At 63.0% G+C, this 21,976-nt stretch carries 23 protein-coding genes, 2 tRNA genes and 1 other RNA gene; 9 read left to right on the top strand and 17 right to left on the bottom strand.

The features are described from left to right. Positions 1-19 precede the first annotated feature (19 nt). From ACH2AT_RS02330 to ACH2AT_RS02295, 8 genes are all read right to left on the bottom strand, one after another. On the bottom strand, positions 20-994 hold the full coding sequence (locus ACH2AT_RS02330) for an ABC transporter ATP-binding protein (protein WP_394963247.1): 975 nt from the start codon (positions 992-994) through the stop codon (positions 20-22). Beyond that, positions 987-1,973, bottom strand: coding sequence for an ABC transporter ATP-binding protein (locus ACH2AT_RS02325; RefSeq protein ID WP_394963245.1), 987 nt, complete (start codon positions 1,971-1,973; stop codon positions 987-989). The genes ACH2AT_RS02330 and ACH2AT_RS02325 overlap by 8 nt, the downstream gene beginning before the upstream one ends. Before the next feature lie 24 nt (positions 1,974-1,997). Then, positions 1,998-2,837 carry an ABC transporter permease gene (locus tag ACH2AT_RS02320; RefSeq protein WP_394963243.1) on the bottom strand — a complete coding sequence of 280 codons (840 nt, stop codon included), beginning with the start codon at positions 2,835-2,837 and terminating at the stop codon, positions 1,998-2,000. 12 nt (positions 2,838-2,849) lie between these two features. Beyond that, entirely contained in the window at positions 2,850-3,782 is a 933-nt protein-coding gene (locus ACH2AT_RS02315) for an ABC transporter permease (protein WP_394963241.1), read from the bottom strand. A 118-nt stretch (positions 3,783-3,900) separates the two neighbouring features. Beyond that, a complete protein-coding gene (locus ACH2AT_RS02310; protein ID WP_394963239.1) occupies positions 3,901-4,245 on the bottom strand; it encodes a RidA family protein in 345 nt (114 codons plus the stop codon). A gap of 11 nt (positions 4,246-4,256) precedes the next feature. Continuing rightward, on the bottom strand, positions 4,257-5,066 hold the full coding sequence (locus tag ACH2AT_RS02305) for a tetratricopeptide repeat protein (RefSeq protein WP_394963238.1): 810 nt from the start codon (positions 5,064-5,066) through the stop codon (positions 4,257-4,259). A gap of 57 nt (positions 5,067-5,123) precedes the next feature. Then, on the bottom strand, positions 5,124-5,930 hold the full coding sequence (locus ACH2AT_RS02300; protein ID WP_394963236.1) for a tetratricopeptide repeat protein: 807 nt from the start codon (positions 5,928-5,930) through the stop codon (positions 5,124-5,126). Between the two features lie 118 nt (positions 5,931-6,048). Then, positions 6,049-6,858 carry a tetratricopeptide repeat protein gene (locus ACH2AT_RS02295; RefSeq protein ID WP_394963234.1) on the bottom strand — a complete coding sequence of 270 codons (810 nt, stop codon included), beginning with the start codon at positions 6,856-6,858 and terminating at the stop codon, positions 6,049-6,051. Between the two features lie 347 nt (positions 6,859-7,205). Here ACH2AT_RS02295 and ACH2AT_RS02290 point away from each other — a divergent pair, with 347 nt between their 5' ends. The 3 genes from ACH2AT_RS02290 to ACH2AT_RS02280 are packed head-to-tail and all read left to right on the top strand — an operon-like array spanning position 7,206 to position 11,522. Then, positions 7,206-8,252 (top strand): dipeptidase, encoded by a 1,047-nt coding sequence (locus ACH2AT_RS02290; RefSeq protein ID WP_394963232.1) that lies wholly within the window; start codon positions 7,206-7,208, stop codon positions 8,250-8,252. A 6-nt stretch (positions 8,253-8,258) separates the two neighbouring features. Then, on the top strand, positions 8,259-10,022 hold the full coding sequence (locus ACH2AT_RS02285) for an amidohydrolase family protein (RefSeq protein WP_394963230.1): 1,764 nt from the start codon (positions 8,259-8,261) through the stop codon (positions 10,020-10,022). A 33-nt stretch (positions 10,023-10,055) separates the two neighbouring features. Beyond that, the gene (locus ACH2AT_RS02280; protein WP_394963228.1) at positions 10,056-11,522 is read left to right on the top strand and encodes a hypothetical protein; all 1,467 of its coding nucleotides are present in this window, start codon (positions 10,056-10,058) and stop codon (positions 11,520-11,522) included. Between the two features lie 136 nt (positions 11,523-11,658). On the opposite strand, the gene ACH2AT_RS02275 is transcribed toward ACH2AT_RS02280, so the two are convergent. From ACH2AT_RS02275 to ACH2AT_RS02265, 3 genes are all read right to left on the bottom strand, one after another. After that, positions 11,659-11,982, bottom strand: coding sequence for a DUF6054 family protein (locus ACH2AT_RS02275; protein WP_394963226.1), 324 nt, complete (start codon positions 11,980-11,982; stop codon positions 11,659-11,661). A gap of 59 nt (positions 11,983-12,041) precedes the next feature. Next, positions 12,042-12,128: transfer RNA gene (locus ACH2AT_RS02270), tRNA-Leu, on the bottom strand. Positions 12,129-12,154: 26 nt separating this feature from the next. Continuing rightward, a tRNA-Gly gene (locus tag ACH2AT_RS02265) sits at positions 12,155-12,229 on the bottom strand. Positions 12,230-12,377: 148 nt separating this feature from the next. Here ACH2AT_RS02265 and ACH2AT_RS02260 point away from each other — a divergent pair. From ACH2AT_RS02260 to ACH2AT_RS02250, 3 genes are read left to right on the top strand one after another with little or no spacing between them, the layout of a single operon-like run. Next, positions 12,378-13,238 carry a DMT family transporter gene (locus tag ACH2AT_RS02260; RefSeq protein WP_394963224.1) on the top strand — a complete coding sequence of 287 codons (861 nt, stop codon included), beginning with the start codon at positions 12,378-12,380 and terminating at the stop codon, positions 13,236-13,238. Positions 13,239-13,253: 15 nt separating this feature from the next. Continuing rightward, positions 13,254-13,817, top strand: coding sequence for a manganese efflux pump MntP family protein (locus ACH2AT_RS02255; protein ID WP_394963222.1), 564 nt, complete (start codon positions 13,254-13,256; stop codon positions 13,815-13,817). A gap of 22 nt (positions 13,818-13,839) precedes the next feature. Next, entirely contained in the window at positions 13,840-14,508 is a 669-nt protein-coding gene (locus ACH2AT_RS02250) for a Crp/Fnr family transcriptional regulator (protein WP_394963220.1), read from the top strand. Between the two features lie 57 nt (positions 14,509-14,565). Here the strand turns inward: ACH2AT_RS02250 and yfcE are convergent, their stop codons facing one another. Both yfcE and ACH2AT_RS02240 read right to left on the bottom strand, forming a co-directional pair. Further along, on the bottom strand, positions 14,566-15,108 hold the full coding sequence (gene yfcE / locus ACH2AT_RS02245) for a phosphodiesterase (protein ID WP_394963218.1): 543 nt from the start codon (positions 15,106-15,108) through the stop codon (positions 14,566-14,568). A gap of 13 nt (positions 15,109-15,121) precedes the next feature. Continuing rightward, a complete protein-coding gene (locus ACH2AT_RS02240) occupies positions 15,122-16,768 on the bottom strand; it encodes a phosphotransferase (RefSeq protein WP_394963216.1) in 1,647 nt (548 codons plus the stop codon). A gap of 193 nt (positions 16,769-16,961) precedes the next feature. On the opposite strand from ACH2AT_RS02240, the gene ACH2AT_RS02235 reads away from it, so the two are divergent. Further along, positions 16,962-17,648: a DUF554 domain-containing protein gene (locus ACH2AT_RS02235; RefSeq protein WP_394963214.1), complete on the top strand. Its 687-nt coding sequence runs from the start codon at positions 16,962-16,964 to the stop codon at positions 17,646-17,648. Positions 17,649-17,691: 43 nt separating this feature from the next. On the opposite strand, the gene ACH2AT_RS02230 is transcribed toward ACH2AT_RS02235, so the two are convergent. Together ACH2AT_RS02230 and ACH2AT_RS02225 are read right to left on the bottom strand one after the other, a co-directional pair. Further along, complete coding sequence (locus tag ACH2AT_RS02230) at positions 17,692-18,591, bottom strand: DMT family transporter (RefSeq protein WP_394963212.1); 900 nt, start codon at positions 18,589-18,591, stop codon at positions 17,692-17,694. Between the two features lie 19 nt (positions 18,592-18,610). Further along, the gene (locus ACH2AT_RS02225; protein WP_394963210.1) at positions 18,611-19,486 is read right to left on the bottom strand and encodes a hypothetical protein; all 876 of its coding nucleotides are present in this window, start codon (positions 19,484-19,486) and stop codon (positions 18,611-18,613) included. A 108-nt stretch (positions 19,487-19,594) separates the two neighbouring features. On the opposite strand from ACH2AT_RS02225, the gene ACH2AT_RS02220 reads away from it, so the two are divergent. Further along, positions 19,595-20,230 (top strand): lactate utilization protein, encoded by a 636-nt coding sequence (locus ACH2AT_RS02220; protein ID WP_394963208.1) that lies wholly within the window; start codon positions 19,595-19,597, stop codon positions 20,228-20,230. 53 nt (positions 20,231-20,283) lie between these two features. Here the strand turns inward: ACH2AT_RS02220 and ssrS are convergent. Next, positions 20,284-20,491: non-coding RNA, 6S RNA (gene ssrS / locus ACH2AT_RS02215), on the bottom strand. Positions 20,492-20,499: 8 nt separating this feature from the next. Then, the gene (locus ACH2AT_RS02210) at positions 20,500-20,826 is read right to left on the bottom strand and encodes a DUF1292 domain-containing protein (RefSeq protein WP_394963206.1); all 327 of its coding nucleotides are present in this window, start codon (positions 20,824-20,826) and stop codon (positions 20,500-20,502) included. A 189-nt stretch (positions 20,827-21,015) separates the two neighbouring features. Between ACH2AT_RS02210 and ACH2AT_RS02205 the strand changes: the two genes are divergently transcribed. Beyond that, positions 21,016-21,789, top strand: a complete 774-nt coding sequence (locus ACH2AT_RS02205) for a peptidylprolyl isomerase (protein ID WP_394963204.1) — start codon at positions 21,016-21,018, stop codon at positions 21,787-21,789. The last annotated feature ends 187 nt before the right edge of the window (positions 21,790-21,976 follow it).

Here is a 21,976-nt window from a genome sequence, read left to right as displayed (position 1 = left end):
CTGTGAGGCAAAAGATACGTCATTCGGCGGCGCACAGGTGGCAGGCCACCTGATGACCGGGTTCCACTTCCACCGGCACGGGCTTCTCCCTCGCGCAGCGCTCGGTGGCGTACTTGCAGCGGGTGTGGAAACAGCAGCCGCTGGGCGGGTTCAGCGGGCTGGGCACGTCGCCCTCCAGCTCGCCGCTCATGGCGGCCCGCTCGGGGTCCGGCACAGGGATGGCGTCCAGCAGCGCCTGGGTGTAGGGATGGCGGGGGTCGTCGAAGAGCTGTTTTTTGCCGGCGATCTCCACCACATTGCCCAGATACATCACGGCGATGCGGTCGCACAGGTGGTGCACCACGCTCAGGTTGTGGGAAATGAAGATGTAGGTCAGGCCATGTTTCTCCTTGAGTTCCTGCATCAGGTTCAATATCTGTGCCTGGATGGACACATCCAGCGCCGAGACCGGCTCGTCGCAGATGATGAGGCCGGGGTTGAGGGCCAGGGCCCGGGCGATGCCGATGCGCTGGCGCTGGCCGCCGGAGAACTCGTGGGGATAGCGGGTGATCTGCTCGTGGTTGAGGCCCACCTCCCGCATCAGCTCCTCCACCCGGGCATTTCGCTCGGCGGGGGTGCCGATCCGGTGCACGTCCAGCGGCTCGCGGATGCAGCGGCCCACGGTGAAGCGGGAGTCCAGGGAGGAATAAGGGTCCTGAAAGATGATCTGCAGCTTTTTGGCCCGCTCGCGGCTGAGGGCGTTTTTGCCCTGCACCAGCGACTCGCCCTCGTAGAGGATGTCGCCGGAGGTGGCCTTCAGCAGGCCCACGATGGCGTGGCCGGTGGTGGATTTGCCGCAGCCGGATTCGCCCACGATGCCGAAGGCCTCCTTGCGGCGCACCTGGAAGCTGATGCCGTCCACCGCCTTGACCCATGCCTTGCGGGGGATGATGGACTTGGTTTTGACCGGGTAATAGACCTTCAGGTCCTTGACTTCCAGCAGCACATCATTCATCGTTTTCACCTCCCGCATAGATCCAGCAGCGCACCTTGCGCCCGTCGGGCAGGGCCGTCAGCGGCGGCGGGGCCTTGCGGCATTTCTCGCAGGCCTTTTCGCACCGGGGCGCGAAGCGGCAGCCCTCGGGGTAGTCCTTGGGGCTGGGGATGTTGCCCTTGATGCTGTAGAGGGAATCTTTCTCCTCGCCCAGCACCGGCAGCGACTTCAGAAGGCCCCGGGTATAGGGATGCAGCGGATCCTTGAAGATGCTTTTTACGCCGGCGTACTCCACCGCCTGGCCCGCGTACATGACCATCACGCTCTGGGCGATCTGGGCCACAACGCCCAGGTCGTGGGTGATGAGGATGATGGAGGTGTCCTGCCCTTCTTTCAGATCGGCCAGCAGGTGCATGATCTGCGCCTGGATGGTAACGTCCAGGGCGGTGGTGGGCTCGTCGGCGATGAGGATGCCCGGGTTGCAGGCCAGGGCCATGGCGATCATCACGCGCTGGCGCATGCCGCCGGAAAGCTGGTGCGGGTAATCGTTGACCACCTTTTCCGGCGAGGGGATGCGCACTTTTTTGAGCATCTCCACCGCCTTTTCGTAGGCCTCCTTGCGTTTCATGCCCTGGTGCATGCACAGGATGTCGGTGATCTGCCGGCCGATGGTGAACACCGGGTTCAGGCTGGTCAGCGGCTCCTGAAAGATCATCGAGATCTCGTTGCCCCGGATGCTGCGCATCTGCTTTTCGGTCTTTTTCAAAAGGTCTTCGCCCTTGTAGAGGATCTCGCCGTCCAGGATCCTGCCCGGCGGGGTGGGCACGATGCGAAGGATGGACAGGCTGGTCACGCTTTTGCCGCAGCCGGATTCGCCCACGATGGCCAGCGTCTCGCCCTTGTGAAGGTCGAAGTCCAGGCCGTCCACGGCGGGGACGGTGCCTTCCTCCGTGTAAAAATAGGTTTTCAGGTCCCTCACCTGCAATACCATTTCTTGCATAGCCGTTCTCTCTTTCGTCCGCATTCAGGATACATTCTTCAGTTTGGGGTCCAGCGCGTCCCGCAGGCCGTCGCCCACCAGGCTGAAGCTCATCACCACCAGGGTGATGACCAGGCCGGGGAAGATGGCCTCCCAGGGATTGGTGCGGATGACCTCTTTCGCCTTGTTGAGCATGGCGCCCCACTCGGGGCTGGGCGGCTGCACGCCCATGCCCAGAAAGGACAGGGACGAGGAAGTCAGGATGGCGGTGCCCAGGTTCAGCGTGACGTTGACGATGATCTGGGACACGGAGTTCGGGATGATGTGCGTGAGGATGATCTGCCCGTCGGACTCGCCCATCACCTTGGCCGCGCCGATGTACTGCGCATCCTTGTTGGAGATGACCACGCCGCGCACCATGCGGGCGATGGAAGGCACCGCGAACACGGCGATGGCGATGACGGTGTTCTGGGTGCCGTTGCCCAGGATGGCCACAATGACGATGGCCAGCAAAAGGCCCGGGAAGGCCAGCAGCACGTCGATGATACGGGAGATGACGGCGTCCACCCAGCCGCCGAAATAGCCGGCGCACACACCCAGGATAATGCCCACAAAGCACCCGGAGAGCACCCCCGCAAAACTGATTCCCAGTGAAACGCGGGCGCCGTAGACGATGCGGGTGAAGGTGTCGCGTCCCAGGTAGTCAGTGCCGAACCAGTGCTCGGCGCTGGGGCCCTGGCTGATCATGCTGGTATCCTGCCCAAGGGGGTCGTAGCTGCACAGGAAGGGGCCGATGAGCGCCATCAGAAAAAAGGCCAGCAGCACGGCCAGGCCAATGATGGAAACCTTGCGCTTCAAAAAGCGCCGGACGATGGGTGATTTCATTCCGCTGCCTCCTCAATCGTATTTGACCCGGGGATCGACCAGGCCGTAGATGATGTCCACCAGCGTGTTCACGATCACGAAGGAAGCAGCCAGAACGAGCACCGTGCTCTGGATGGCGGGATAGTCGCGGCCATTCACACTGTCCACCAGGAAACTGCCGATGCCCTGGATGGTGAAGATGGTCTCTACCAGCGCCGCGCCGGCCAGCAGGCTGCCGAAGCGCAGACCGATGGCGGTGAGCACGGGGATCAGCGCGTTCTTAAAGGCGTACTGGGTGATGATCTTGAACTTCGAGGTGCCGTAGGCCCGGGCGGTGCGGATGTAGTCCTGGTTGATGACGTCCAGCATGGAGGACCGGGTGGTGCGGGCGATCATGCCCACCGCCCCAAGGCCAAGCGTGGCGATGGGAAGGATCGCGTGCCGCCAGCTTCGCAGGCCAAGGCTTGGCAAAACGCCGAGATGCAAGCAGAAATATAGCATCAGCAGCATCGCCAGGAAGAAGGACGGCACCGAGACCGCCACCATGGATATGACCATGACGATGTTGTCGCCCGCCTTGTTATGGAAGGTGGCGGCGAGGATGCCGCATATCACGCCGATGATGGAGCCCACCACCGTGCCGCCCACCGCCAGCGTGACGGTATAGGGATAGCGGTTGGTCAGTTCTTCCAGAACGGTCTTGTGGGTGCGCAGCGAGGTGCCCATGTCTCCCTGGACAAAGCCGGTGATCCAGCGGAAATACTGAACGATCAGCGGGTCGTTCAGGCCGTATTTGTCCCGCATGGCGTCCAGGTATTCTTCGCTGGTCCCACCGCTCTCGGACACACCGTAGAGCAGGGTGATGGGGTCGCCGGGGATGATGCGGACCATCAAAAACACGATGATGGACACCAGCAGCAGCGTGGGGATCAGCTGCAGCAGTCGTTTTACGATGTATCTGAGCATGGTTTTTCTCCCGCATTCTTTACTCTATATTTTCCCGAAGGGCGCGCCCCCGGGCCGGTTTTCAAGAGAAGGGAGAGAGCGTGCCCGGGGCCCGTTCGCGCTCTCTCCGAGAGGCGTTTTATTTCAGCGCCGCCACGACGCTCATCTCGAGGAAGTAGCCCTCGGGGATCTTCGCTTCCACGCAGACCCGGGCGGGGGCGCGGCCGGGGTTAAGCCAGGCGTCCCACACCTTGTTCATCTCCTCTTTCAACGACAGGTCGGAGATGTAGATGGTGACGAACAGCATGTGGTCCTTGTCGCTGCCGTGCTGTTCCAGCAGCTGCTCATAGCGCTCGCACAGGGCCTTGGTCTGGCCGGCGATGGTGTCGTGTTTCTGGCCGTCCACATGGCCGCTGAAATAGATCACGCCGCCGTGTTTGACGGCGCGGGCGAACGTGGGCGCCGGGTCGATGTATTCGATCATGATGCTGCTCCTTATTCTTTGACGATGCCCAGCTTCTTGGCAACAGCCAGGCCCTTGGTGTAACCGAAGGCGCCGGGATAGGCCACCTTCATCAGCTCGCGCAAAGCGTCGGCGGCCTTCTCGGGCTCACCGTGCAGGGTCCAGTAGCAGTACAGGCCGTAGTACATGCCGTTCAGCTCCAGGTTCACCCGGTTCTCGCGGGGCAGCACCTTGTCCTTCATGTCCGGCTCAACGAACTCCTCGGGTTTCACAAGGCCCTTGTACAGACGGACGGCGCGGCAGTAGCCATAGTCCATCTGGGGCGGCTCCACAGTGGCGTCGATCTCATCCAGGCACTTCCGGGCCTTCTCAAATTCGCCCAGCTCGATGTAGGTGGTGTAGATCCAGTGGATCAGGGGGTAGTGCTCAGCGGGGTTGGACAGCTTCATGCACTGGCGGAAGTCGTCGATGGACTCCTCCAGATGGCCGCCCAGGTTCAGGGTGGTGGCACGGTAGTACCAGTAGGTCCAGCTGTCGGAATCCAGATGGATGGCAACGGTGAAGTCCGCCACGGCGGCCCAGAAGCGGCCCAGGCCGTTGTTCTTGCGGCCGCGGCCGAAGTAGTTGGGGGCGTAGAAGGGGTCGAAGGCGATGCCGTGGGAATAGGCCTCCACCGCCTCCTCCAGCTGGCCGGCATTGCCCAGGGCAGTGCCGTACTCATACCAGGCGCGGGCGTCGGTGTCGTCCTTTTCCAGTTTTGCCTTGGCCTCCTCGATGGTGGGCTGCATCATCAGGATGTGGCGCATCTCCTCATTTTTCTCTTCGTTGTAGACGAATTTCATTTCAACTGCCTCCTGTTGTAAATTTGATCCGCGCACTGCGGTCTTTTGCCTTCTGCCTCACTCCATGAGGCCCAGCCGCCGGGCCACCGGAATGGATTTGGTGTAGCCGAACGCCCCGGGGTAGGCGATCTTGAGAAGCTTTTTAATGGCTTCGGCGGCCTTTTCCGGTTCGCCGTGCACCATCCAGTAGCAGTACAGCCCATAGTACATGGTGTTCTGCTCCAGCTCCACCCGCTTTTCCCGGGGGAGCACCTTGTCCTTCATGTCCGGCTCGATGAACTCCTCCGGCTTGACCATTCCTTTATAGAGGCGGACCGTGCGGCAGTAGCCGTAGTCCATCTGGGGCGGCGTGACGGTGGCGTCCACCTCCTCCAGGCTCTTTTCCGCCTTTTCGTACTGGCCCATCTCCACATAAGTGGAATAGATCCAATGGGCCAGGGGGTAATGCTCCGTCGGGTCAGACACCTTCATGCACTGGCGGAAATCGTCGATGGATTCTTCCAGATGGCCCGCCAGATTCAGGGTGGTGGCCCGGTAGTACCAGTAGAGCCAGTTGGAGCAGTCGAGATGGATGGCCATGGTGTAATCCGCCAGCGCGCTCCAAAGGCGGCCGGTGGAGCTGTATTTCCCGCCGCGGCCAAAGTAGTTGGGGGCGTAGAACGGGTCGAAGGCGATGCCCCGGCTGTGGGCCTCGATGGCCTCTTCATACCGTTTTTCCAGTGACAGGGCCTTGCCGTAAACGTACCATGCATATGCGTCGGTGTCGTCCTTTTCCAGGGCGGCCTTCGCTTCCTCCACCTTGGGCTGCATCATCAGCAGCTTGCGCGCATGGTCGTTCTTTTCCTGATTGAAAACGAACTTCATTTCCCGCACCTCCCGTGTTCTTTTCGCCGGTCATTCCGCCTGCGATTTAAAAAAAGCGTCCAGAGCGCGCCATGCGGTTCCGAACGCCTTTGTTCAGTCCCACGATCCATCCCGCCGCTCAGGGGACGATGCCCAGCCTTTTTGCAATGGGCAGCGCCTTCGTGTGGGCAAACGCCCCGGGCCAGGCCACCTTCATCAGCTCGCGTATGGCGTCGGCGGCCTTTTCCGGCTCGCCGTGGACCATCCAGTAACAGTAGAGGCTGTAGTACAGGCCGTTGAGTTCCAGCTGCACCCGCCCTTCCTGGGGCAGCACGTTCTTTTCCAAAAGCGGGATGTCGATGAACTCTTCCGGCTTGACCAGCCCTTTGTACAGCAGCACCGAGCGCCGGTAGCCGTAGTCCATCTGCGGGGCTTCCACCGAAGCGTCCACCAGTTCGAGGCTTTTTTCCGCCGCATTGTAGCGGCCAAGCTCGACGTTGGAGGTGTACAGCCAATCCGCCAGAGGGTAATGCTCCTCCGGCGCGGTGAGGGAAAGGCAGCGGGTGAAGTCGTCCAGCGATTCCTCCACATGGCCGTGGAGGTTGAGGGTGGTGGCCCGGTAGTACCAATAGATCCAGTTGGAGGAGTCCAGGTGGATGGCCATGGTGAAATCCGCCACCGCCTGCCAGAAACGGCCTGATGCATTGTGCCGCCTGCCGCGCCCGAAGTAGTTGGGGGCATAAAAAGGATCAAAGGCGATGCCCCGGCTGTGGGCTTCGACGGCCTCGTTGTATCTGTTTTCCAAAGCCAGGGCCGTGCCCAGCGCGTAAAGGGCGGCCGCGTCGGTATCGTCTTTTTTCAGCGCCGCCTCAGCCTCAGACACAGCGGGCCGCATCATCAGCATCTTCCGGGCTTCTTCGTTGCGCCGGGCATTGAATACGAATTTCACGTTTTCCGCCTCCCCCGTTTTTCCGGCATTGAAAAAATCATATATTTTATACCGTTGATATATGTTCTTCCCCGCGGGGCGGGGCCCTTCGTCAGATTGAACAACAACCTCCGTTGATTTTGGACATTTGCACGAAAAAATGAAAAAATATACGGTATTTTCCCTTATTTTGCCGCGAATTTTATATTATTGTAATCACAAAAGCTCACTTTGTCAATGTGCAAGTTTACAATTTTATCATTTTAAAGCCTTGAATTATCATATATTATTCTAATTGCTTTTCTCTTTCAGTTGTGGAATAATGGAACAAAAGCATGGCTGAAAATGCCAACAAGGAGGGCATCCCCATGAGCAATGCATCCGCCGGTGCGGCCCGCATCCTGAAAGAGAGCTGCGCCATCGACTCCCTGTTCCACGGCCTGTTCACCGACCCGCCCTTTGAGTGCGGCCCGGACCACAGCATCGTGGACATCCTTCTGGAGGGCGGCGTGACCGCCATCAGCACCACCATCGTGGACGACAACTATCCCTGCAATTTCACCGAGTGCTGCAAGGCGATCCACCAATATTACTTATTGGAAGAGACGCTGCCCGAAAAGGTCATCGTGGCCACCAGCGCCGCAGACATCCTGCGGGCCAAGGCCGAGGGCAAGCTGGCGGTCATCATGAGCACCCAGGGCGCCTTCTGCTTTGAACAGGACCTGCGCTACATCTCCCTTCTCAACCGCCTGGGGCTGAAGATCGTGCAGCTGACCTACAACCAGCAGAGCTTCATCGGCTCCGGTGCCTTCGTGAGCGACGATACCGGCCTGAGCCGCTTCGGCGAGCAGTGCATCTATGAAATGAACCGGGTGGGCATGCTGATCGACCTGTCCCACGCGGGGCGCAGGACCTCGCTGGACGCCATCGCCGCCTCGGCGGACCCGGTCATCTTCTCCCACTCCTCCTGTTACGATGTGGCAAAGCACACCCGCAACGCCAACGACGAGCAGATCAGGGCGCTGGCAGCCAAGGGCGGCGTGATCGGCCTGTGCCCCCACAGCGTGATGTGCGACGAAGACCAGAGCAGCTGGCCCACGGTGGACCGCTTCATCGACCACATCGCGCATGTGGCCGATCTGGTGGGCATCGACCACGTGGGCATCGGCACCGACCGCTGGAAGCGCCCCACCCTGGACTATCTGATGGGCCGGGTGGAGTTTGAGCGCACCTGCCCCAACTGGTTCGGCAGGTTCAACGGCTACCAGAAGCACGTGCAGGGCTTCAACTATTTTGACGAGTGGGACAACCTGGTGGACCATCTGCTGGCCCGGGGCTTTGGCGGGGAGGACATCAAAAAGGTGCTGGGCGGCAACCTGCTGCGGGTGTTCCGCAACGTGTGGGACAAGGAGTGACGCGCCATGTATGACATCCTTATAAAGGGGGGCACTGTCATCGACGGCACCGGCGCCGCCGCCATGGAGGCGGACGTGGCCATCCGGGACGGAAAGATCGCCGCCATCGGCTCCATCGACCCCTCCCAGGCCCGGGAGGTCGTCGATGCGGCGGGCAGGGTGGTCACCCCCGGTTTCATCGAGATGCACTCCCATGCGGATCAGACCCTGCTGGCCTATCCCACCATGGACAGCATGCTGCACCAGGGCATCACCACCTTTGTGGGCTGCATGTGCGGCCAGTCCATCGCGCCGGTGGGCAAATACTGGCTGGCCAACCAGGCCATGCGGGACATTTTCGACGAACTGACCCCCAAGCTCTACGCCGACATGTACGCCGACGACTACTACGCCCTGAGCGAAGAGGTCATCCCCCTCGTCCGCCGCCACTGCGGCTTCAACGTGACCTGGCGCACCTTTCACGAGTGGCTGGACGCGGTGGACGCTCACGGCACTTCCGGCAACATCGTGCCGGTGCTGGGCTACAGCACCATCCGCATGAACGCCGCCGGCCCGGACGGCGACCGCCCCCTCACCGAAGCGGAAAAAACGCAGCTGAAAGCGGACATCCATGAAGCGCTGGACGCCGGCGCGTTCGGCATGTCGGTGGGGCTGGACTATGAGCCGGGCATCTTTTCCGACACCGCCGAGCTGCTGGAGATGACCAGGGAGCTGAAAAAGGACGGCGGCATCCTGTTCGCCCACTGGCGCAAGACCGGCCAGCGCCGCGGCACCCCCACGCGGCAGAAAAAGATCGACGGCATCAAGGAGATTTTGGAGATCGGCCTTGCCAACGATATCCAGGTGCAGATCTCCCACCTCTCCAAGGGATACGACCTCTACCCCGCCAACGACGACTATCTCCAGGCCGCCGCCTCCAGGCGCACCCTGCAGGTCATCGACGAGTATGTGGCCAGAGGGGCGCGGGCGGGGTTTGACGTGATCCCCAACTCCACCGGCGGCACCATGATCGCCCCCGACCTCATCACCCTGTTCCGCCCCTGGTATAAGTTCACCGGCGGGGTGAGCCTGTTTTTGCGCAACCTGCGGGCGCAGGACTACCGCCAGATGATACGGGAGGCCATCTTCTCCGGCTCCTACTACATCCTGAATCCCAAGGTGCAGCCGGAGTGGGAGGACGAGATCAGGATCATCCGCTGCGCCCAGCGCCGCTACGAGGGCAAGACCGCCCGCCAGGTGGGCGAGGCGATGGGCTGCGACACCCTCACCGCTCTGTTCGAGCTGCTGCTCATCGACCGGCGCACCCAGATCTTCCGGGCGGTGCACGACGCCAGCGCCGAGAGCGTGAAGACCTTTGTGGGCCATCCCAAGGCCACCCTGGGCAACGACACCTTCGTGTTCGGCTCCACCTCCACCGTGGCCTACGACCCCGAGAGCCCCGGAAACAAACCCAATCCCAACACCTACTGCGGCTTCATCAAGTTTTTGACCGAGCTGGGCGGCGGCGACCGGGTGGAGATGATCCACAAGCTCACCGGGCGGCCCGCCGAACTGCTGCACTTCAAAAAGCGGGGCACCCTGGCCCCCGGCAAACAGGCGGATGTGCTGGTCATCGACTGGGAAGCGCTCAAGACCAACGAGAACGTCATCGATCCCACCGTTTATCCCGAGGGCATCCAGCACGTGCTGGTGAACGGCGTGCCGGTCATCCGGGACGGCCGCCACACCGGCGCGCTGCCCGGCGGCGCCATCCGCCGGCAGGACTGCTGACGCTCTGACAAAAAAGCAAGGAGGCAGAACATCATGTACACGACGGAAAAATTCGACCCGGCTTCCTTCACTCCCGCCCGCTTCGAATCGGACGGCGAGATCGAGCTGCGGGGCCGGCGCATCCCCTACCACACTGTCAGCGAGGACAACGTCTTTTATGACAAATCCGGCAAACCGCTGGCGTCCATCTTCTCCTATTCCTACTTCCGTTCCGACGTGGAGGACGCGTCGGAGCGCCCGGTGGTGTTCGGATTCAACGGCGGCCCGGGCTCCTCTTCCATGCACGTGCACGCGGGCCTTTTGGGCGCCACCCGGCTGGTCTATGAGGAGACCGACCGGGCCACTTCCCTGCCCCCCTACAAAAGCATGGACAATCCCGACTGCCTGCTGGATGTGGCGGACGTAGTTCTGGTGGACCCGGTGGGCACCGGCTACGGCGTGCTGCTGGACGAGGGCAGCGCCGGCCGGTTCTTCGGCATCGAGGAGGACGCGGAAGCCCTGCTGGTGTTCGTGGAAAAATGGCTGCATCGCTATGGCCGCTGGTCCAGCCCCAAGTACATCATCGGCGAAAGCTACGGCTGCACCCGCGCCGCCACCGCCGCCGGCATCGCCGCCACCCGCAGCCACGAGCGCTCCTACGCGGTGGCCTTTGACGGCATCGTGATGATCGGCAACACGGTGACCACCGGCAAATACTTTGAACGGGAGGTGCCGGTGGAACACGCGGTGGTGGCCTTCCCCAGCTATGCGGCCATCCACTGGTACCACAACCATCCCACCGACGCGCCGCTGGAAGCCTTCGTACAGCGGGCCAAGGAGTTCGCCGACACCACCTATCTGAGCGCCCTTTACAAAGGCCAGCGCCTGGCGGGCGAGGAGCGGGAGGAGGTCATCCGCCAGATCCGCGCTTTCACCGGCGTGTCCCGCCAGTATCTGGAGGACCGGGCGCTGCGCATCGACGACGAGAGCTTCCGTCTGGAGGTCATCAAGGACAAGGGCGCTTCGGTGGCCCGGTTCGACGGGCGCATCACCCGCCCCCGCTATGTGCCTGAAACCGTGGAGCAGGCGGCAGGCGTTTGGGACGACGCATCCAGCGACCGCTACGGCGCGTTCTTCTTCGGGGTGCTCACCGGCGTCATCTTTCCCAAGCTGAACATCCATCTGGACCGGGTGTATGTTCCTTCCGCCTGCATGTACGACATGTACACCAAGGAGGACAAGTGGAACCGGGAGGCCCCCATGGGCACCACCGGCGAGCAGCTGCGCAACGCCATGTTCCGCATGCACGGGCTGCGGGTGTTCTTTGCCAACGGCTACTACGACACCGCCACCCACATCGGCATCATCCACTACATGCTGGACCATGCGGGCCTGCCCATGGACCGCGTGTGCCTCAAGGGCTATCCCTCCGGCCACATGATCTACATCGGCGAAGACAACGTGAAGGCGCTGTGCGACGATGTGCGCGACTTTTTGGCCGGCGGCATGCCCGGCAACTGAACTGGATATCCGCGGTCAGCTTTGGCAGGGCGGGCGTTCCCGAACGGGGCGCCCGCCCTGCCCTTTTGAACGAAAAGGGCCCGCTCCGTGCGGAGCAGGCCTTTTCACATCACGATCACAAGCGCGGCGGGGCGCCTCACAGCAGCTTTCGGAGCTTGTCCAGGAAGGCTTCTTCGCCCCATGCGCCGGTCCTGACGAACGGCGCATGGCCGCCGCCGGCAGTAACGGCGGAGAGATGGACGGGCCCGCCGCCTTGAAAGAGGGTCAGGTTCATGCTCAGGCGGTTTGCGCCGGTGTAGCTGAAGCGCTCGAACACCCGCACGCTGCACCGGGCGCCGCCCTCCTGAAAGTCGCTGGAGTCCTCCGGCGCGGCGGAAACGCTGCCCTCCAGCAGGCCCCGCTCGATGCGCGCCAGCAGCGCGTCGAAATCGCCGTCAATGACTTTTTCCAGTTTCGCCATGCTTTTCCCCCTTTTCACATGCGCAAGAGAAAACGGCCCCGGTCAAAGACCGGGGCCGCTGGTGCGGATGAAGGGACTTGAACCCATATGGAGTTGCCCCCACTAGAACCTGAATCTAGCGCGTCTGCCAATTCCGCCACATCCGCGTATCACGCGCCAGCCGAACCGCTGTTGGAGCAGGTGATGGGAGTCGAACCCACGTCCTCAGCTTGGAAGGCTGATGTACTAGCCGTTGTACGACACCTGCGCACCGGCTGCGAGTTGTATTATAGCACAGCCCCCCGCCGAATGCAAGCATTTTTTTGCAGCCCGCCGGGCAAACCGCCGCCCTTTACTTTCGGGCCGCGCGTTGTTATAATGATACCGTTTCACAGATTTTTCGGGAGGCCGTTTTGTTGGACAAACGATACAAAGGCGTTTTTTACATTATTCTTTCGGCGTTCTTCTTTGCGCTGATGGCGCTGCTGGTGCGGCTGGCGGGGGACCTGCCCGCCGTGCAGAAGAGCTTTTTCCGCAATCTGGTGGCGCTGTTCTTCGCGGCGGCGGTGCTGGCAAAAAAGCGCCCCGCCGTCAAGATGGCAAAAGCCGACTGGTGGTATATGTTCCTGCGCTGTTCCTTCGGCACGCTGGGGGTGCTGTGCAACTTTTACGCGGTGGACCATCTGCTGCTGGCGGACGCCTCCATGCTCAACAAGATGAGCCCCTTCTTCGCCATCGTGCTGAGCGCGCTTCTTTTGAAGGAAAAGCTGAGCCCCTTCCAGCTGGGGGCGGTGGCGGCGGCCTTCTGCGGGGTGCTGCTGGTGGTGAAGCCCACCGGCCAGAACATGGCCCTCGGCCCGGCGCTCATCGGCCTTTTGGGCGGCTTTGGCGCGGGCTTTGCCTACACCATGGTGCATCTGCTGGGCACCCGCGGGGTGCCGGGGCCCTTCATCGTGTTCTGCTTTTCCCTGTTCTCCTGCGTTGCGACCGGGCCGATGATGCTGGCGGGCTTTGCGCCCATGACCGCCGCCCAGCTGGGCGTCCTGCTGCTGGTGGGGCTTTCGGCGGCGCTGGCCCAGTTCTCCATCACCGCCGCCTACACCTGCGCCCCGGCGCGGGAGATCTCGGTGTTCGATTACTCCCAAATCCTTTTCTCGGCGCTGCTGGGCTTTTTGTTCTTCCGGCAGGTGCCCGACGCGTGGAGCTGGGTGGGGTATCTGGTCATCGTCGCCACGGCGGCGGCAAACTTTCTTTACAATCTGCGCCGCAGGGCGTAACAAGGTGGGTTTTGCATGGGTCTGGCGGAACTGTTTATCCTGGCGGTGGGGCTTTCGATGGACGCCTTCGCCGTTTCCATCTGCAAGGGGCTCGGCCAGCCCAAATTGAAACCGGGCCACATGGCCGTCACCGGCCTTTACTTCGGCGGGTTCCAGGCGCTGATGCCCCTGCTGGGCTACATCCTGGGCGCCCAGTTCGCCCGGTTCATCAGCGGCTTTGACCACTGGGTGGTGTTCGGCCTGCTGGCCTTCATCGGCGTGGGGATGATACGGGAATCCCGGGAGCAGGCCTGCCCCGCGGACAGGGGCTTCTCCCCCAAAGAGATGCTGCCGCTGGCAGTGGCCACCAGCATCGACGCGCTGGCCGCCGGGGTGAGCCTGGCGCTGCTGGATGTGCAGATCCTCTGGGCGGTGAGCTTCATCGGCCTGACCACCTTCTGCCTGTCCGCCGCGGGCGTGTGGGCGGGCCACCGCTTCGGTGCGCGCTACAAGGGCGGTGCGGAACTGGCGGGCGGCGTGGTGCTCATCCTCATCGGCGTCAAGGTGCTGCTGGAACATCTGGGCCTTTTGAGCCTGTGAACGAAAAAGGGAGGCGTGCGGCATGGAGCTTCGGGAATATCTGCCCTTCTGGAAGGAGCTGACGGGCCAGCAGCAGGCGAAGCTGGAAAACTCCGCCACGCTGGAGCGCGTGAAAAAGGGCGAAGTCATCCACAACGGCACCGCCGACTGCGTGGGCCTGCTGGTGCTGGTGAGCGGCCAGCTGTGGGGCTTTTCTTTGTCGGAGGACGGGCGGCAGGTCACCCTCTACCGGCTGTTCAGCCGGGACGTGTGCCTGATGAGCGCCTACTGCATGCTGAACAGCCTGCAGTTCGACATCTCGGTGCAGGCCGAGCAGGACACGGTGTTCTGGCGCATCCCCGCGCCGGTGTACAAGGAGCTGATGCGCCAGTCGGCCCCGGTGGCGAACTTCACCACCGAGCTCATCGCCAGCCGCTTTTCCGACGTGATGTGGCTGCTGGACCAGATCCTTTACAAACACCTGGACAGCCGCCTGGCGGCCTTTCTGGTGGAGGAAAGCCGCCTCACCGGGTCGGGCACCCTGGCCCTCACCCACGACGCCATCGCCCAGCATCTGGGCAGCGCCCGGGAGGTCATCACCCGGATGCTGCGGTATTTTTCCTCCGAGGGCCTGGTGAAGCTGGGCCGGGGCAGCTTGCAGGTGCTGGACGAAGAGCGGCTCGTTTCCATCGCCGGCGACAGCCTGCGGTAACAAACAAAAAACGCGCGGTGCGGAAAGAAATCCTTTCCGCGCCGCGCTTATTCTTTTTCAGAAGGCCACGCTGGCCACCGGCTCGCCGTCCAGGGTCTTGGCGGTGAAAGCTCCGTTTTCATAGACCATGCAGCTGTGGCTGCCGTCCTTCGGGATGGACACGCTGCCGGGGTTCAGGATGAGGGTGTCGCCCTGCCGCCGGGCATGCTTCACATGGATGTGGCCGAAGGCGAAGGCGCTGCCCGCGGGCAGCGGGGGCAGGTGGTCCGGGTCGAAGAGGTGGCCGTGGGTGGCAAAGAGGGTGCGGCCGTTTTCCAGCAGAAGGGTAGTGTAGTCCGCCATGATGGGGAACTCCAGCACCATCTGGTCCACCTCGGCTTCGCAGTTGCCCCGCACGGCGATGATCCTGTCTTTCAGGCCGTTGAGCATGGGGATGACCTTTTTGGGGGCGTACCCTTCCGGCAGGTCGTTGCGGGGGCCGTGGTAGAGCAGGTCGCCCAGCAGCAGGATCTTGTCCGGCTGCTCGGCGGCGATGCGCGCCAGCAGTTTTTCGCAGAAGTGGGCCGACCCGTGCAGGTCGGAGGCGATGAGCAGTTTCATTCTCTTTCTCTCCTTATTCTTTCTCTCCCCCGGGCGTTTCGCTGTATTTTTTCACGATGGCTTTCATCTCTTCAAAATGTTCTTCCATCTCCGCCACCAGTTTGAACTGGGTGCGGCAGCGCACCAGGTTGTGGTGGGGGTACTGGGTCTTGAAGTAAACGTCGCCCTGGAGGTAGTCGGTGAGGAAACGCATGCCGCACTCCAGCGTGATGATCTTCGCGCCCCAGGGCAGATACTCCTTCTCCGCGTCGGTGAGCACGTCCCCCGCCGCCTCGAGATAGCCCTTGGTGTAGGCCTCGAAGAGGTCCAGCTCGAAGTGCACCTTGCTCACGTCCGGCTCGTCCTCCGCGGCGCGGGTGGCGCCGAAGCGGATGGAGTCGCCGAAGTCGTTGAGGGCAAGGCCCGGCATGATGGTGTCCAGGTCGATGATGCACATGCCCTTGCCGGTCTCGCCGTCAAAGAGGATGTTGTTCAGCTTGGTGTCGTTGTGGGTCACCCGCACCGGCAGCCTGCCCTGCCGCAGGCCGTCCATCAGCACGCTGCAGTCCGCCGCGCGCGCCAGCACAAAATCAATTTCCTTTTTGCAGGTGCGCACCCGGTTCTTCACATCCCGCTGCACCGCCCGCTTGAAGGCGCGCAGGCGGTTCTCGGTGTCGTGGAATTTGGGGATGGTCTCGTGCAGCGTCTCGATGGGATAACCGTCCAGCTGCTTTAAGAACTTACCGAAGCTGCGGGCGGACTGGTAGAACTGCTCGGGGGTCTCCACGCTCTGGTAGCACACCGAATCGGGGATGTAGTTGTAGCAGCGCCAGGGCAGGCCGCGGGTGTCCTGATAGTAATTCTCGCCGCCCTTGGTCTTGATGTAGCTCAAGGTCTCCCGGTCGGGGTCGCCGCCCTCGGCCCGGATGACGGTGCGCAGATACTCGGTGACGCCGAAGATGTTCTGCATCACCTCGCGGGGGTTCTTGAACACATGGGTGTTCACCCGCTGCAGCACATAGCGCAGCTCGTCCCCCTCCTCGCCGGGCATGTAGACGGCGTAGGTCTCGTTGATGTGGCCCGCGCCGAAGGGCTTGACGTAGCTGCACTGGTTGCCGAAGCCGAAGGCATAGAGGGCGTCCTGCAGCTCGCGGCTGTCCACCCCGTCGATGGCCCGGCGCTGGGCGAAGATGACCTCGCCCGCCTCCACCTTGCGGCCCGGCTCGATCTGGCAGTTGGCCTTGACCACGCTGCCCAGGCTGATGTGGGCGCCGTCGCCCACCACGGTGTCGTGGTCGATGATGGCGCCGCAGTTGACCAGGCACCCTTTGCCCAGCACGGTGTGGGTGTTCACCACCGCCCGCTGCATCACAAAGCTGCCCGCGCCCACCACCGCCGAGGGGCTGACCACCGCCGACGGATGGATGATGGTGGGCACAACGAAGCCCGCGGCCAGCAGGCGGTCCACCCACTGCACCCGCAGTTTGTTGTTCCCGAAGGCCGCCACCGCGCAGGGGTATTCCTCCCGCAGGGCGGTGTAGTCCACCAGCTTGCCGATCACCTCGGGGCCCTTGGCCGCGTCGTCCAGCATGGCGATCTTGTCAAACTGGCGGGTGCTCTGCACATTTTCATAGATCATGCGGCCAAAGCCGCCCGCGCCCAAAATCAACAGATTCGGCATTGCGTCGTCTCCTTTTGCTGGCCCTCGCCGCCGGGGCGGGGCTTCATCCCTTTTATTATAGAAGAAAGCGGCGGGGGTTGCAACCGCGCCGCGCCCCTTTTGCAAATTTTGCGCACGGCCTTGCAATCGGCGGCCACGGCGCTTATAATACTGCCTGTAAGTTTTTAAAAAGGGAAAGGAGCGTGGGCCGCCCATGCTGGGCACCATCGTAAACGCCGCCGCCATCCTGGCGGGAAGCCTTCTGGGCAGCGCCCTGCGGCGGGGCCTTGCGGAAAAATACCAGCAGGCGCTCTACACCGCCATGGGCTTCACCGCCGTGTTTCTGGGCACCCAGACGGTGGTGGAAAACCTCTCCGAGAGCCGGTTCCCGGTGCTGTTCATCGCCAGCCTTGCCATCGGCAGCCTCATCGGCACCGCGCTGGACATCGACGGGGCCTTCACCCGGCTGGTGCGGCGGTTTTCCAAGACCGAGCTGAGCCAGGGTCTCTCCACCGGCATCCTCCTGTGCTGCATGGGGAGCCTGTCCATCCTGGGGCCCATCCAGAGCGCCCTTCTGGGGGACCACACCTTCCTGTTCACCAACGCCACGCTGGACTTCGTCACCTTCATGGTGCTGGGCTCGGCCTACGGGCCGGGCATGTGCGCCGCCGGGGCGGTGCTCTTCTGCTGGCAGGGGTCCATCTACCTGGGGGCCAGCGCGCTGGAAGGCTTCTTCACCGGCGATGTGATGTGCGAGCTTTCCATCGTGGGGGGCGTGCTCATCGCCGCGTCGGGCCTCTCCATCCTGAACATCCGCGAGACCAAGGCCCTCGACCTGCTGCCCTCCCTTCTGGTGCCGGCGGTTTGGTTCTTGGCCCGGGCCGCCCTGGGCCTTGCCTGAAAGAGGAAAAATCCCGGAGCCGCGGCTCCGGGATTTTTGTGTTTCAGGGTTTTGCCGCCTTTTTCCGCGGCGGCAGCTGCGCCAGCACGATGGCGCAGAACATCAGCGCGCAGCCGCCCATCTCCCGTGCGGTGAGGGTCTGGTGCAGCAGCAGCCAGCCCGCCAGCACGCTGAACACGCTTTCCAGGCTCAAAGTCAGGCTGGCCAGGGTGGGCTCCACATGCCTTTGGGCCACCACCTGCAGGGTGTAGGCCACGCCGCAGCTCAGCACGCCGGCGTAGAGGATGGGGCCCCAGGCACCCAGCACTCCGCTGAGGGTGGGCTGCTCGAAAAGCAGCGCGGGCACGGCGCAGAACGCGCCCGCCACAAAGAACTGCACGCAGGAGAGCTTGACGCCGTCCACCAGGGGGGAAAAATGGTCGATGACGAGGATGTGCAGGCTGAACAGGCCGCTGCACCCGAAGAGGAGCATCTCCCCCGGGCCGATGGCGGCGCTGCCGTTCCAGCACAGAAGATACAGCCCGCCCAGGGCGACGGCCACCGCCAGCCACACCTGCGCGCCGGGCCGGCGGTGGAAGAAGATGCCCAACAGCGGCACGATGACGATGTAGAGGGCGGTGATGAAACCCACCTTGCCCACGCTGGCGTATTCCAGCGCCCACTGCTGCAGGCTGCTGGCAAGGCCCAGGATCACGCCGCACAACGCGCCGCCCAGCCAAAGGTTTTTCCGGTCGGCGGGGGCGGTTTCTTCCCGCCGGTTGCCGGACAGGCGGCCCAGCAGCGGGATGAGCGGCAGCAGCACCGCGCCGCCCAGCAGGCTGCGCACGCAGTTGAAGGTGAAGGGGCCCACGTATTCGTTGCCCACGCTCTGGGCAACGAAGGCCGCGCCCCAGATCAGGGCGGTGAGGGCCAGCATGGGCAGATATTTCAGTTCCTGTTTCAAAAGCGGTGTCCCTCCCCTGTCAATTTCCCGCGCCGAAGCCCAGGGCGGCAAGGTCCACCGCCGGGGCCCTGGGGGCCTCGGGCTGCGCCGCAGGCGCGGCAGGGGCGGCGGGCGAAGCGGGCGCTGCAAGCGCTTCCGTCGGCGCGTCCAGGTCCTGCGTGCCGCCGGGCTCGGGGGCATCGAACGCCTCCAGCGGGGTGTCAAAGCCGGCCTCAAAAGGCCCGCCGTCAGCCTGGGGCGCGGCGGGAGCCGGTTTTGCAGGCGCGGCGGGAGCGGCGCCGAAGGCGGCGCTGAAGCTGTCGGCCACCGGGGCGGCGGGCGCGGCGGCCAGCCACTCGGCGGGCAGGGCGGGCAGAAGGTCGGCGGCCAGCTCCTCCATGGCGGCGCAGTCCTCCGGCAGGTCGGTGAGGGTGGCGCCGTAGTGGGCCAGCAGCACCCGGCCCGCCGGGCCCACCAGCAGCGTCAGGGGCAGCTGCCAGGCCTCGCCCGCCCGGGGCCGGAAGCCCTTTTTCTTGGCTTCATTGATGATCTTCATGGCCTTGAGGGAAAAGCACTTCATCCGGCTTTTCTCGCTGGGCACGGCAAAGAAGCGGTAGAGCACGCCCTCGGCGTCGCACATCAGCTCGTAGGGCATGGCCCCTTCGGGGATGGCCCTGGAGATGGTCTGGGGCCTGGTCTGCACAACGCACACCAGCCGGGCGCTGCGCAGCGAGCCGGCGGACTTGATGTACTCCATGATATAGTTCCGGGTGAGGGGGTGGCCGAAGTTGCGCAGGAACACGAGGAACACGGGCTTTTCCCCTTCCAGCAGCTCGTAGAAGCTCTGCTGGGGGCGATAGGGGGTGTCGAAGCGGAACTCCGGGATCACATCGCCTGCGCGCAGTCGTTTTGCCATGGGGCGGCTCTCCTTCTTTCGCAAAATGCGTCTCCTTCTTATTCTACACGTTCCGCCCTTTCTGTCAATGTGGTATAATAAGGGCAAAAAAGCAAGGAGGAGCGAAGGATGCACGACGCTGTGAAGGACAACATTGAAAAGCGGGCCAAACGGGTGATCTCCGCTTTGAAGGCCAACAACATGGAGGGCTGGTATCTGCCCAGCGCCGCCGGGGTGCGGGAGTTTGTGGAAAAGCTCATCCCGGAAGGGGCCACCGTGGCAAACGGCGGCAGCATGACCCTGGCGGAGACGGGGGTCATGGACCTTCTGGCCAGCGGACGCTATGAATTTCTGGACCGCACCGGCCTTGCGGGCGAGGAGCTGGGCAGGCTCTACCGCCGGGTGTTCAGCGCCGACTGGTATCTGGCCAGCGCCAACGCCGTCACCGAGGCGGGCGAAATTTACAACGTGGACGGCAACTCCAACCGGGTGGCGGCCATCACCTTCGGGCCCGAAAACGTGCTGCTGGTGGTGGGCTGCAACAAGATCGTGAAGGACCTGGCCGCCGCGAAGGAGCGGGTGGAGGCCATCGCCGCACCGGCCAACACGGTGCGCCTCAACTGCGCCACCCCCTGCGCGGCCACCGGCAGGTGCGAGCACTGCCACAGCCCGGCCCGCATCTGCTGCACCACCACCATCCACAGCTTCCAGCGCATCCCGGGGCGCATCAAGGTGCTGCTGGTGGGCGAGCCGCTGGGCTTTTGAACCAAACGCAAAACAGGGACGCGCCCGTTCGGGTGCGTCCCTATTTTTTCTATAAAGGCCCCGCCTTGCCGTCTGCGGCCAATCAAAACCTACCGGGTGGCAGGTGGGTGCCCTGTGCCCGGTTTCTCGCTCCCTTCGTCCGCCTTGGCCCGCGCATGCGCGGGGCGGGAGGTCTGCAATCTGCCGGGCAACCGCCGGGCTCCCTTGATTTGATTAGTAGGATTATATCAAGCCGCAACAAATCGAACAAGGCAGGAATGCCGTTTCGCTTACTGCTCGATGTCGAAAAACTCCTGCAGGCGCTTTTCAAACATCTTGCTCACTTTGTAGAGTTCTTCGTCGTCCTCGACGATGTCCAGGTATTCGCCGTTCTCGTCCTCGCCCACCTTCATCAGGATCAGCTCGGCCTCGGTCTCTTCCAGCTGCTTTTCGTCCTCCACATAAGGCACCAGCGCCATATAGTGGGTGTCGTCCAGGTCCACCGCGTCGATCACCTCAAAGACGTGCTCTTTGCCGTCCTCGTCTTCCAGGGTGATGAGATCGGGGGTGTAATCGTCCTCTTCCTGCGGGGTGGGGGGCACTTTGGTCTCGGCCATGGCGTTCTCCTCTTTCCACGGGCGGCGCGCCGCCGGTTCTTTCTGGTCTTAGTGTAACCTGTTTTCCCGCCGCCGTCAATCCCCAATCGCCGGGGGCGCGCTGTGAAACTTTTTGCCCTCCCCTGCTATTTTGCCCCGGTGTATGCTATAATACTGATACATTCTGTTTTCCAGTTAAAGGAGAGAACGATGCGACGTTTTGCTTTTCTTGCCGCCTGCCTGCTGGCCGCCGGGGCGCTGGCCGGCTGCGGCGGCGCCCCCCAGCCCGGGGATGCCGTCAAGCGGCAGGCCTATGAATCCGCCGAGGTGCAGTTCACCGCCCCCGCCGAGGGCGACACCATCGCCATTTTTGACACCAGCGCCGGCGAGGTGCGGGCGGTGCTTTATCCCGACCTTGCCCCCATGGCGGTGGATAACTTCGTGGGCCTTGCAGAGCAGGGCTACTACAACGGCCTTGCCTTCCACCGGGCGGAGTACGGCTTTGTGGTGCAGAGCGGCGACGGCACCGGCTCAGGGCTCGGCGGTTCCACCATCTGGAACGGCAACCCCTTCCCCGCCGAATACACCGACAAGCTGCACCACTACGCCGGGGCGCTGTGCGCCGCCAACAGCCCGGACGCCGACCCCTCCACCACCAGCCAGTTCTACTTTGTGCAGGCCCTGCCTTCCAGCGTGGACAAGGCCGGCCAGCAGACCCTCGCCGACGCGGGGGTGCGCCAGGAAGTGATCGACGCCTACGCCGCCGTGGGCGGGCTGCCCTATCTGGACAACACCGACACGGTGTTCGGCCAGGTCTATGAGGGCATGGAGGTGGTGGACGCCATCGCCGGCGGCGAAAAGGGCGAGGACGGCCAGATTTTGGAGCCGGTGACCATCAACGCGGTGACCATCTCCACCTACGGCGCGCCCGACCCCGCGCCCGCCTCCCAGTCCGCCTCCGAGCCTGCCTCCGCCGCGGAATAAAACCAGCTTCGCCCCGGTCCTGCTGCCGGGGCTTTTTGCCGCCGGGGCTCTTTCGTTGGTGCGGCGGGCCGATTTGTGTTATAATATCCGGTAGAAACTCGTTGTATCAGCAAGAAAGACCTGCTAATAAAAGTCAAGCAGAAACTTTAAGTCTTTAAGGGGTGCAAAAAAGCAATGCAAAATCAAG

Origin of the sequence: Candidatus Allofournierella excrementigallinarum (assembly GCF_944388085.1) — a bacterium.
Taxonomy (GTDB): Bacteria; Bacillota; Clostridia; order Oscillospirales; family Ruminococcaceae; genus Allofournierella_A; species Allofournierella_A excrementigallinarum.
Note: the sequence above shows the minus strand (reverse complement) of the source record. Positions and strands in the feature narration are given on the sequence as shown.